We start from the raw sequence: 12,707 nt of genomic DNA on the forward strand, positions 1-12,707 counted from the left end.
CACGATATTCGACAGAAGAATATTTTTATCCTGCCGATGACAGTGGAATTTTCCATTGTAAGAGTCTATATAGGTTGTAATAAAGAATTTGCGATCTCCATGTCCCGGCTTTATCACCTGACAAGCTGGCACGGTGACAAGAAGAGCGAACAATGCCATGTAAAACAAAATTGCAACTTATATAGCACCACGGGTAAAAAAAATATATATATTTAGTAAAATTTTATTGTTGACAAATATAGAATTTTAACTTAATTTATAATTAAATAAAAATTATCTGGGTAGGAGGGAATATATGAACATTCTATCCTCAATTTGTTACGGAGGAGATTACAAACCAGGGCAATGGCCGGAGAAAATTTGGTATGAAAGATGCTAGGTTGATGCAAAGGGTGGGTGTGAATTTAGTATCCTTAGGCATTTTCAGTTGGGGTAAAATCGAGCTGTCTGATGGAGTATTTGACTTTGGATGGCTAGATAAGGTTATAGATATACTATATGACCATGGCGTTTATATTAACTTGGGGACGGGGACTGCAACTACTCCAGCTTGGTTTGTGAGAAAATATCCAGATTCTTTGCCAACCGATGAAAGCGGTGTCATTCTGTCGTTTGGCAGTAGACAACATTATTGCCCTAATCATCCTCAATTAATTATGCACATAAAAAGTAATTATTTAGGCAGGCTTTTAGAACAGGTTTTTGCTAAACATCATATTAATCCTGCTCTTGAAGTAGTTGAAAATGTAGAGATGCAACAAAGAGAGACTGATGAATGGAAGTATTTAATTATTATCAATCATAATGATTACGAAGTGACAGTGTCACTGCCAAAAGATAAAACATATCAGAATATGATTGATGGGAAATGTTTTCGAGGAGGTGAATTGAGGATTCAACGGGTTGATGTAGCAGTGTTAAGAGAGCATGATGAAGCCGGAAAGTTTGGAAGTTTAAGTAAATTTTTTGGTTAAAATACTTGTTTAGAGAAGTATCGTTCTGACAGTTGGCAACATAATATGCATAGGATGATAATGTCCATAAGTATGAATATATGAAAAATTAGATTTTACGCAATCTTAGTGAAAAAGGTTCATTACATTAAGACAGCCAGTGAAAAATGTATGTTTTTCGTCTATATATTCTCAATTAGCCCCCTTTTCACAAAAAGTTCGTAAGAATCAAGAAAATCAGGAGGGATTTTCTTTGAAAAAGATTTTGTCACTATTTTTAGTAAGTATTCTTTTATTAGCTGCTTGTTCTTCACAGTCGAAGACCGATGGGACTGCAGATGGGACAAAAAGTACGGATGAAATAACAGTGTGGACGTGGGATCCGAATTTCAACGTAAAAGCGATGAAAATTGCAGAAGAGTTTTATAAGAAAGAAGATCCTAATTTTAAACTAAAAATTATTGAAAATGCTCAAGAAGATATCGTCCAAAAACTTAATACAAGCTTAAGTTCTGGCACAACAAAAGGGTTGCCAAATATCGTATTAATTGAAGACTATCGTGCACAGAGCTTCCTTAAAGCGTATCCTGATGCATTCTATGACCTATCAAAATATTTCAAAGCGGAAGATTTTGCTGAATATAAGCTTGCTCCCACTAGCTTAAATGGTAAACACTATGGACTCCCGTTTGATACAGGGGTTGCTGGATTATACGTGAGAACAGATTATTTACAAAAAGCAGGATATACTGTTGATGATTTACAAGGATTGGATTGGAATAAATATATTGAAATCGGGAAAAAGGTAAAACAAGCAACAGGTAAATATATGCTCGCACTCGATCCTAAAAATCTTGGGATTATTCGTGAGATGATTCAAACTAGTGGTTCATGGTATGTGAAAGAAGATGGGGTAACCCCACATTTGGCAGACAATGAGCCGCTGAAGGAAGCATTTAGAACTTACAAAGAGATTGTAAATGCCGGGATATCGAAACCTATTTCCGACTGGAGTCAATTTGTTGCTTCTTTTAATAGTGGAGCAGTTGCGTCCATTCCAACAGGAAACTGGATTACGGCTTCTGTTAAAGCTGAAGCTTCTCAAGCTGGCAAATGGGCTGTTGTTCCTTTTCCGAAACAGTCGGGCATTCCTAACTCTGTTAATGCTACAAACCTAGGAGGAAGTTCTTGGTATGTGCTTAACATTCCTGGAAAAGAAAAGGCGGCAGAATTTCTAGCTAAAACGTTTGGGTCAAATGTTGAGTTTTACGAAGCACTAAACAAAGAGATTGGAGCAATTGGCACATACAAACCAGCTGCTAATAGTGAGGCCTATAAGGCTGCAGATGAGTTTTTCGGAGGCCAAAAAGTAACGGCTGATTTCTCCAAATGGATGAAAGAAATTCCTCAGGTGAACTACGGTGCACATACGTATGTGATTGAAGATATTTTAGCAGCTGCGTTGCAAGACTACTTAAAAGGCAAAGATCTTGATAAAGTGTTGGAAGATGCGCAAAAACAGGCAGAACAACAAGTTAAATAAATATGGTACGCTTATTATGTTAAGAAAAATATAAAAAATTAAGCCCCGAGAGTCCGCTGACCTTCCTGGTTGTCATAGTAGAACCGTTCTACAGGCGGAGTGGTTCGGGGCTCTCCCATGAAAATACACATTCTCTGTGTTGCTGTTTTCATGCTTGGATAAGAGAGCAAGCCTCTCTCATAGATGTTGCTTTCCATTACAAACATGATAAAGGAGTTGATATAGATTGATTCCGCCAGCAAAAGCGAATCTAGATTTGATAATAAAAACACATCGAAACATTAATCAGAAGCACCGCATAAAAAACACAATAATTGGATGGTCTTTTGTAATACTGGCTACTATTATGATTTGCACATTTTATTTTTATCCGATGGCTCGGGCCTTAATTCTTTCGTTACAATCAGGTTCAGGTACGAATCTAACCTTTGTCGGATTGAGAAATTATGCTCGTTTATTTAGTGATCCTACCTTTTTGATAACCGTAAAAAATACAGTGATATATCTTATTATTCAAGTTCCGATTATGATTATTCTCGCCTTATTCCTAGCCGTATTATTGAATAATCCGAAGCTAAAGCTGAGAGGGTTTTTTCGAACAGCAATTTTTTTACCATGCGTCACTTCCCTAGTTGCGTATTCTGTCATATTTAAATATTTGTTTAGTCAAGATGGCTTGATCAACGTTATGTTGATGAAATTCTCTCTTATATCTGAACCAATCAACTGGCTAGCTGATCCTTTTTGGGCTAAAGTGACCATTATTATTGCCCTTACGTGGAGATGGACAGGCTATAATATGATTTTTTACTTATCGGCTCTACAAAATATCGATCACTCGATTTATGAAGCGGCTAAAATTGATGGTGCTTCGCCAGTTCAGCAGTTTTTTAAAATTACGATTCCGTTGTTAAAACCCATGATTTTGTTTACATCAATCACTTCAACAATCGGTACGCTCCAGCTGTTCGATGAAGTAATGAACATTACACAAGGGGGGCCGGGAAATGCAACGATGACGATTTCTCAATATATCTACAATCTTTCTTTTAAATATACCCCTGATTTCGGTTATGCAGCAACGGTTTCGTATGCGATTGTGATTATGATTGTATTTTTCACTATTATTCAGTTTAAAGTGGCGGGTGATAAAAATGAGTAATCTCAAAAGCGTATTCAACTATACTGTCTTAACCATTGTATCCATTGTTTCTGTGTTTCCGTTTTTTTGGATGGTTGTTAGTGCGACGAATAAATCAGTAGAAGTGACGAAAGGACGGTTATTGCCAGGTAATCATTTTATGGAAAACTTCCGCAACCTGCTTGATAGCACTAATCTAGTCAATGCATTGATGAATTCAGCGAAAATTGCGATTATAACAACTTTACTCGCAATGTTGGTCTCCTCTTTGGCTGGTTACGGATTTGAAGTTTTTAAAAGCAAAACAAAAGATTTTGTATTCAATTTCTTGTTGCTTTCAATGATGATACCTTTTGCTGCTTTAATGGTTCCTTTGTTTAGAATGTTCGGGACGATATCACAGATATTTCCAGGTATCGGTATTGATACAATGACAGCCGTCATTTTGCCGACAGTCACAACGGCATTTCTCATCTTTTTCTTCCGCCAAAGCACGAAAATGTTCCCAAAGGAAATTATTGAAGCAGGCCGAATTGATGGATTATCTGAGTGGGGGATATTCTTCAAGCTTTATGTCCCTACGATGAAAACAACCTATGCGGCTGCTGCCATTATAACGTTTATGTCGAGCTGGAACAGCTATTTATGGCCGCTTGTCATCTTGCAATCTCCGGAGAATCAGACGGTGCCATTGCTCATATCAAATCTTGGATCGAGCTACTCTCCGGACTTTGGAATGATTATGACCGCTATCGTGATCGCTACCTTGCCGACGGCGCTGATTTTCTTTTTCATGCAAAAGCACTTTGTTGCCGGGATGCTCGGTTCAGTAAAATGATGACTAAGGAGTGTGAAAATAATGAAAAAAACATTAACAACCCCCACATTAGAATGGCTTTCGGATCCCCATGTGTTTGCAGTTAATCGCCTGCCTGCCCATTCGGACCATGTTTATTATGAGACGTTGGAAGAAGCGAAAAGTGGAATTCCAATGACAATGCGCTATGAGCTGAATGGAACTTGGAAATTTCACTATGCCGAAAACCCCGCTAGCCGCCCTGCGCAATTTTATCAGCTTGATTTCAACTGTTCAAATTGGGAGGATATTTCCGTACCAGGGCATATTCAGTTGCAAGGATATGGAACTCCTCAGTATGTAAATACGATGTATCCGTGGGACGGTCATTGCGATGTTCGTCCTCCAGAAGTTCCTATGGATTATAATCCAGTAGGAAGCTATATAAAAGTTTTTAATCTTCCTGAATCGATGAAAGGTAAACCGGTGTATATTTCCTTTCAAGGAGTGGAGTCGGCGTTTTATGTTTGGTTGAACGGGCAGTTTGTCGGGTATAGTGAGGACTCTTTCACGCCGGCAGAATTTGAACTTACACCTTTTGTAAAGGATGGAGAGAATAAGCTGGCGGTTGAGGTTTACCAGTACAGCACCGGAAGTTGGCTTGAGGATCAAGATTTTTGGCGTTTTTCGGGAATTTTTCGAGATGTATACCTCTATACAGTGCCAGACATCCATGTATATGATTTACATGTTCGCGCCGAATTGGATTCGTCCTATACAAAAGGCATGTTAACGGTGGACCTTACCTTTTTGTCTCCGGTACCTGTCGGCTCTAGGTTTATTGCTGAATTGTATGATGCGAAAGGCGACCTTGTCGCTAAAAAAGGAGGAGGACTTGATGGTGAAAAGGGGACATTTTCCATTGCGGTCGATGAACCGGAATTATGGAGCGCTGAGAAACCGTATTTGTATAAGCTATATATTCAAATTTTTAACGAGTTTGACCAATTGGTAGAAGTTGTTCCGCAGAAGGTTGGTTTTCGAAGATTCGAGATCATCAATAAAGTTATGCACCTTAATGGAAAACGGATTGTATTTAAAGGTGTTAACCGACATGAATTTCATTGCCGAAGAGGCCGGGCAATCACAAAGGAAGATATGATCTGGGATATTAAAACGTTGAAGCGTCATAACATTAATGCAGTCCGTACGTCACACTACCCGAATCAAAGCTATTGGTATGAACTATGCGACGAGTACGGCATCTATGTCATTGATGAAATGAATTTGGAAACGCACGGAACGTGGCAAAAAATGGGCCATGTCGACCCCACATGGAATGTTCCGGGGAACAATCGAGAATGGCAAGACATTGTTATGGATCGGGCGATTTCAATGTTTGAAAGGGATAAGAACCATCCTTCCATCCTGATTTGGTCATGTGGAAATGAATCGTATGCCGGGGAAGTTCTGTTAAACGTCGCTAACTATTTTCGGTCAGTCGATCCGAGCCGTCTTGTCCATTATGAAGGAGTATTCCACGCTCGCGAGTACAATGACATCAGTGATATCGAAAGCCGTATGTACGCAAAGCCTCATGAAATTGAAAAATATTTAACGGAAAATCCGGATAAACCGTATATCAGTTGCGAATATATGCATGCAATGGGGAACTCGCTCGGCGGGATGTACAAATATACGGATTTGGAACAAAAGTATCCGATGTATCAAGGCGGTTTTATTTGGGATTTCATTGATCAAGCCCTTGTGAAAAAAGATCGTTATGGAAAAGAATTTTTGGCATATGGAGGGGACTTTGGCGACCGTCCAACGGATTACGGTTTCTGCACCAACGGAATTGTCTATGCCAACCGGGAGTTGTCGCCGAAGATGCAGGAAGTAAAATATCTTTATCAAAACTTTAAGCTTTCACCGGATCAATATGGTGTCAATATTAGAAATGAAAGTCTTTTCACTGACACAAGTGAATATGATTTAGAATATGTCCTATTCTTTGAGGGTAGAGAGCTGTATCGAAATAAGCTGAATGTAGCGGTAGCACCGCAGGAAGAGAAAAGAGTCGAGTTCAACTGGTTCCCTGGGATGATGACAGATGTAGGTGAATATTGCATTCATACGTCATTTAAATTGAAAGAAAAAACACTTTGGGCTGACGCCGGTTATGAAGTGGCATTCGGGCAGTGTGTATTTCAGGTTGGCTCTAAGGAATTTGTTGTTCCTAGCGGAAAGTTAAAAGTTGTCCATGGTGATGTCAACATTGGGGTGCACGGCAAAGATTTTACGATCATGTTCTCCAAACAGGTAGGAAGTCTAGTTTCAATGAATTACGCAGGCAAGGAGATGATTGCTGTCCCTCCCGCACCATTGTTTTGGCGGGCTACGACTGATAATGACCGGGGTTTTTCGCAAGACTTCCATTCGGGGCTTTGGTATGCAGCGAGTTTGGCGCGTAAATGTGTAAAAGTCGATGTGAAAGAGGAAATAGCACAAGTAAACATCATCTTTACCTATAAATTTTCTATTCATCCTGACTTGGAAGTAAACATTGGCTATACCGTTTATGCTGATGGCAGCATTCGCGTGAAGGCGAAGTATCATGGGGTCAAGAATCTTCCACCAATGCCTATTTTTGCGGTATCATTCAAGGTTCCAGCAGATTATGACCAACTTGAGTGGTATGCAATGGGGCCTGAGGAAAACTATGTTGACCGCTCGAAGGGGGCAAGACTTGGAATTTTTCAAAATCAAGTAGCAGATAACGTATCGCCCTATCTCAAACCGCAGGAATCAGGCAACCGAACAGGAGTGCGCCGTGTGAGTTTAACTAATTGCAATGGGCAAGGGATCAAAATTTCTTCTGTAACTGAACCGTTGGAATGCAATTTTTCGCCATACACAGCTTTTGAACTTGAACATGCCAATCATCATTACGAGCTGCCCAATATTCATTATACAGTTGTCACAGTAGCAGGTCGACAAATGGGAGTTGGCGGGGACGACAGTTGGGGCGCCCCAGTTCACGATGAATACGTCATAAAGGCAGATCAAGACATGGAATTTGAGTTTATGATTCATAAAGTTTAGCGATAAAAGCATTATAGATGCAACGAAAAAGTTTAGAAATTATCCTTGACGGAAAAGTCGCTTGTTCATTTTTCGACTGTCGAAGGCGAGCTTGTGGCTTGCCTTTGTCACGACAAGGCGCGGTGGAAGACTGAACAACCACCCGATTCATAGGCTTATACATGGGTCTGAAAGCAGCGTTGTTCGGTCTCCCTATAGTAGATCCAATGCTCAGTAAAAGCTGCAAATGTTAAAATTTCAAATTGTATCTATATAGGTTGTAATAAAGAATTTCCGACCTCCATGTCTTGTTTTTATCACCTGACAAGCTGGCACGGTGACAAGAAGAGTGAACAATGCCATGTAAAACAAAATTTCAACTTATATATCCTGAAAATACGCAAATCCCAAAATATATAAACTTAAAACATTCGACAAAAGGATATTTTCATCCCTCCGATGATGACGGACGAAACTTTTTGTTATGGGAGTCTAAATAAAGACTTTTTTATGGATCTCCATCACAAAGTGTACTTGACAAAGAAAGATGATCATGAGAAAGAAAACCAAAACAGCGTTTTTTTCCTTTTTATACCACACATCTCTTTGAGCAACATTGCCATGATGTTTATCTTTAAAAGTCAAGCACATCTTTTGGTGATGAACCTTTTTTAATGCCTTTTAGTAAAATTTATACTAAAATATACACTGACGATCGATGTTTGGGAGGCATAATAATGACTACTGGTTTCGGTTTGACAAAAACCTTTAAAAACATATTCGGTGGCGAAGGGAGAGTTCGTGTCTTTTTCGCCCCCGGCCGCGTCAATTTAATTGGTGAGCATACGGATTACAACGGCGGACATGTGCTACCGTGCGCACTTGCGATCGGCACGTATGCGCTCGTTCGGCAAACGGATGAGCCGTTTGTCCGCTTTTACTCCCAAAACTTCCCGGAAACGGGAGTGATCACGGTTTCTTACGACGACTTGTCATACCGAAGCGAGCACGGCTGGGCGAACTACCCGAAAGGGATTTTGGCTGCGTTTCAAGCGCTCAGCCCGCTGGAGACCGGATTGGACATTTTGTATTATGGCACGGTCCCGAACGGCGCCGGGCTGTCGTCCTCGGCATCGATTGAGCTCGCGACGGCGGTGATGCTCAACGAACTGTTCGGGCGCGGACTTGACCAACTAGAACTTGTGAAAATGAGCCAAACCGTAGAAAATAAATACGTCGGCGTCAATTGCGGCATCATGGATCAGTTTGCCGTCGGCATGGGAAAACAAGACTGCGCCATCCTATTAAACTGCCAGACGCTCGAGTACCGCTATTTGCCATTGGTGCTTGACGATTGTTCGATCGTCATTGCCAATACGAACAAAAAGCGCGGTTTGGCGGACTCGGCGTACAACGAGCGGCGGACGACGTGCGAAGCGGCGCTTTCGAAGCTGCAAGGCGTGCGGAACATCGCCTCGCTCGGTGAGCTGACAAGCGCGGAGCTCGATGAATATGCCCATCTCCTTTCACCGCTGGAACAAAAGCGGGCCCGCCATGCGGTGACGGAAAACGAGCGGACGCTTGAAGCCGCCCGGGCGCTTGAGCGAGGAGACCTCATCCGCTTTGGAGAGTTGATGAAACAGTCGCATTTGTCGTTGCGCGATGACTATGAAGTGACGGGTATCGAACTTGATACGCTCGTTGAAGCGGCATGGGCGCACGAAGGGACGATCGGGGCGCGCATGACGGGCGCCGGGTTTGGCGGCTGTACGGTGAACATTGTGAAAAAAGCGTATGTTCAAGATTTTATTGAACGGGTCGGAAATGCGTACGCCGAAACAATCGGGTATGAAGCAAGTTTTTATGTCGTCGAAGTTGGGAATGGGGCGAGAGAACTGACGAAACAGGAGGAGATGAGCCGATGATTTTAATTTGCGGCGGGGCAGGGTATATCGGCAGCCATGCGGTGTACCGCCTGATCGAAAAAGGCGAGAACGTCGTGGTGGTTGACAACTTGCAGACAGGGCACAAAGAGGCCGTTCACCGTGAGGCGGTGTTTTGCGAAGGCGATATTCGCGACCGCGAGTTTTTGCGCGAGGTGTTTCGCCGGTACGACATTGAGTCGGTCATTCATTTTGCGGCGAATTCCTTGGTCGGCGAAAGCATGGAAGAGCCGCTGAAGTATTACGACAACAATGTGTACGGCACACAAGTGTTGCTTGAAGTGATGAAGGAGTTCGGTGTCAAGCAAATCGTCTTTTCTTCCACCGCCGCGGTGTATGGGGAGCCGAAACAAATCCCGATCGTCGAAACCGACCCGACCGAACCGACAAATGCGTACGGAGAAACGAAGCTGGCGATGGAAAAAATGATGAAATGGGCCGATCGCGCCTACGGCATCCGCTCGATTTCGCTCCGCTACTTTAATGTCGCCGGAGCGTACGGCACGACAATTGGCGAGGACCACAACCCGGAGACGCATCTTATTCCGCTGATTTTGAAAGTGCCGCTCGGCCAACGCGAGGAAATCGTCATTTTCGGCGATGACTACGACACGCCAGATGGAACGTGCATCCGCGACTACATTCATGTGCTCGATCTTGTCGATGCCCACTTTTTGGCGCTTGAAAAACTGCGGAACGGGGCGCCCAGTGACGTGTACAATCTAGGAAACGGCAACGGCTTCAGCGTCAAAGAAGTGATCGAAGCGGCGCGGCAAGTGACGGGTCATCCGATTCCGGCCCGCGTCATGTCGCGGCGTCCGGGCGATCCGGCGAGACTTGTCGCTTCATCGGAAAAGGCGAAGCGCGAGCTCGGGTGGAACCCGAAATACCCATCCATTACGGACATTGTCGCGTCGGCGTGGGAATGGCATCAAGCGCGGCCAAACGGCTATCGGGGTGTGTAAACATGGAAACGATTTTTGCGGCGATTGAACAACTGATCCGTTATGCCGAGCAGCGCGGCCTTTTGGCGCCGGAAGACGAGGTGTACGCGCGCAACCGCCTGCTGGCCACGCTTCGGCTCACGGAATGGCAGCCGGCCGAGGTCAAGGACGTTCCTTTGGCCTCGCCCGCTCCGATATTGGGCGTGATCATTGATTGGGCGTATGAACAAGGATTGTTGGAAACGGATACAACGACCGAGCGCGATATATGGGATGCGAAGTTGATGGACTGCGTCATGCCGCGGCCATCGGAAGTGATCCGCGCCTTTTACGAGCGGTACCGCCGCGACCCGCAGGAGGCGACGGACTGGTTTTACTCGTTGAGCCAAGCGTCCAATTACATTCAAACGGTGCGCATCGCCAACAATCAGCACTGGAAAGTGTCCACGATCTATGGAGAATTGGATATCACCATTAACTTGGCGAAGCCAGAAAAAGATCCGAAGGAAATCGCCAAATTAAAAGAGATGCCGTCATCCTCGTATCCAAAATGTGTATTATGCAAAGAAAACGAAGGGTATGAAGGAACGTGGCGTCATCCTGCCCGTTCCAATCACCGTGTCATTCCGATCACGTTATTGGATGAACAGTGGTATTTCCAATATTCTCCCTACGTGTACTATCATGAACATTGCATCGTCTTTTCCGCCGAACACGTGCCGATGAAGATGGAGCGGAAGACGCTTGAGCGTTTGCTCGATTTCGTCGAAAAGTTCCCGCACTATTTCATTGGCTCGAACGCCGATTTGCCGATTGTCGGCGGCTCGATTTTAGTGCATGACCATTTCCAAGGCGGGTGCTATACGTTTGCGATGGAAAAGGCGGAGATCGAAGAGTGCATCCCGCTTCCATCGTTTCCGTCGGTCACAGCCGGCATTGTGCGCTGGCCGATGTCCGTCATCCGTTTGACTGGACCAAAAGAGGACGTGTTGGATGCGGCTGCCTTTTTGTATAAAACATGGCGGACGTACAGCGACCCAAGTGTCGAGATTATGGCCTACAGCGGCGATGTTCCGCATAACACGATCACGCCGATCGCTCGACGGCGCGGCGATTTGTTTGAGTTGGACATCGTTTTGCGCAACAATCGGACGTCAGCGGAACATCCGTACGGCATTTTCCATCCGCATGAAGAATTGCATCATATTAAAAAAGAAAATATCGGCTTGATCGAAGTGATGGGGCTGGCGGTGCTGCCGGCGCGGCTTGCTGTGGAACTGGAGACGCTGGCTGATTATCTCGTGCATCGGACAAAAAAAGAAGACTGGGACGAGTCGATGCAGAAACATTGGGATTGGTGCGAAGCCATTCGCTCGGCCTATCCGGACATCACGAAGGACAACGTCTATGACATTTTGCGGCACGAAGTCGGGCAACGGTTTGTGACTGTGCTGGAACATGCCGGGGTGTTTAAGCGGGACAAGCGAGGGAAGGACGCGTTTCGCCGCTTTATGCAGCGTGCTGTGGAGCGCATGTCGTCCTTTGTTTAAATGCGGCGAAAAAACGCGTTTCATATGAAACATTAAGGAAGGGATCGCGAACAGACTATGGCTACGTTAAAAGAAATCGCGGAAAAAGTCGGCGTTTCAGTCGCGACGGTGTCGCGCGTGCTCAATTATGATGCGACGCTGTCCGTTTCTGATGAAACGAGAAGGCGCATTTTTGAAGTCGCCCAAGAGCTGAACTACAAAACATTGCGGGAACGAAGCCAGCAAGCGCGCGAATCGTTTCGCTTCGGGCTCATTCACTGGTATTCGGAGCGCCAGGAAATCGATGACCCCTATTATATGGCGATTCGTCTCGGGGTGGAAAAAGAATGTTTTGACCGCGGCATCGAACTCGTCAAATTGTTTAAGCAGCATGGCGCTTATCCAATTGAACGGATGGAGGCGCTCGATGGCGTCATCGCCGTCGGAAAATTCGGGCCGAAGGAAGTCGAGACTTTTGCTGCCGGGGCCAAACAAATTGTGTTTGTCGACTGTTCGCCTGATGAGCATCGGTTTGATTCAGTCGTCATCGACTTGCGTCAAGCCACGGTGACAGTGCTTGATTATTTGCTTCGGCTGGGGCATACGAAAATTGGCTATATCGGCGGCCGTGAATATGTTGACGGGGAAACGCCGATCCGCGATGAGCGCGAAGCGGCGTTTTACGAATATTTGTATGTCAAAGGACTGTACGATTCCCGTTATGTATGGATCGGCGCCTTCACTGCCGAAGATGGCTATCGGCTGATGAAAAAA

At 44.3% G+C, this 12,707-nt stretch carries 9 protein-coding genes (1 of these 9 cut by a window edge); all 9 read left to right on the forward strand.

The window, feature by feature from the left end; translation table 11 throughout:
- Nucleotides 1–392 precede the first annotated feature (392 nt).
- The gene (locus BJQ97_RS07065; protein WP_236567149.1) at nucleotides 393–974 is read left to right on the forward strand and encodes a beta-galactosidase; all 582 of its coding nucleotides are present in this window, start codon (nucleotides 393–395) and stop codon (nucleotides 972–974) included.
- A 232-nt stretch (nucleotides 975–1,206) separates the two neighbouring features.
- Nucleotides 1,207–2,496 carry an ABC transporter substrate-binding protein gene (locus BJQ97_RS07070; protein WP_160156039.1) on the forward strand — a complete coding sequence of 430 codons (1,290 nt, stop codon included), beginning with the start codon at nucleotides 1,207–1,209 and terminating at the stop codon, nucleotides 2,494–2,496.
- 226 nt (nucleotides 2,497–2,722) lie between these two features.
- Nucleotides 2,723–3,658, forward strand: a complete 936-nt coding sequence (locus BJQ97_RS07075) for a carbohydrate ABC transporter permease (RefSeq protein WP_160156040.1) — start codon at nucleotides 2,723–2,725, stop codon at nucleotides 3,656–3,658.
- Nucleotides 3,651–4,475 carry a carbohydrate ABC transporter permease gene (locus BJQ97_RS07080; RefSeq protein ID WP_044731059.1) on the forward strand — a complete coding sequence of 275 codons (825 nt, stop codon included), beginning with the start codon at nucleotides 3,651–3,653 and terminating at the stop codon, nucleotides 4,473–4,475. The genes BJQ97_RS07075 and BJQ97_RS07080 overlap by 8 nt, the downstream gene beginning before the upstream one ends.
- A gap of 21 nt (nucleotides 4,476–4,496) precedes the next feature.
- Complete coding sequence (gene lacZ / locus BJQ97_RS07085) at nucleotides 4,497–7,538, forward strand: beta-galactosidase, LacZ type (protein WP_160156041.1); 3,042 nt, start codon at nucleotides 4,497–4,499, stop codon at nucleotides 7,536–7,538.
- A gap of 716 nt (nucleotides 7,539–8,254) precedes the next feature.
- On the forward strand, nucleotides 8,255–9,442 hold the full coding sequence (locus BJQ97_RS07090) for a galactokinase (RefSeq protein WP_201451667.1): 1,188 nt from the start codon (nucleotides 8,255–8,257) through the stop codon (nucleotides 9,440–9,442).
- A complete protein-coding gene (galE, locus tag BJQ97_RS07095) occupies nucleotides 9,439–10,425 on the forward strand; it encodes a UDP-glucose 4-epimerase GalE (protein WP_160156042.1) in 987 nt (328 codons plus the stop codon). The genes BJQ97_RS07090 and galE overlap by 4 nt, the downstream gene beginning before the upstream one ends.
- A gap of 2 nt (nucleotides 10,426–10,427) precedes the next feature.
- On the forward strand, nucleotides 10,428–11,954 hold the full coding sequence (gene galT / locus BJQ97_RS07100) for a UDP-glucose--hexose-1-phosphate uridylyltransferase (RefSeq protein ID WP_160156043.1): 1,527 nt from the start codon (nucleotides 10,428–10,430) through the stop codon (nucleotides 11,952–11,954).
- Nucleotides 11,955–12,011: 57 nt separating this feature from the next.
- Nucleotides 12,012–12,707 carry the 5' portion of a LacI family DNA-binding transcriptional regulator gene (locus tag BJQ97_RS07105; RefSeq protein ID WP_160156044.1) on the forward strand. 327 nt of this gene lie beyond the right edge of the window, so only the first 696 of its 1,023 coding nucleotides appear in the window; its start codon is at nucleotides 12,012–12,014; the stop codon falls past the right edge of the window.

Source organism: Geobacillus sp. TFV-3, from assembly GCF_009901865.1.
Taxonomy (GTDB): domain Bacteria; phylum Bacillota; class Bacilli; order Bacillales; family Anoxybacillaceae; genus Geobacillus; species Geobacillus thermoleovorans_A.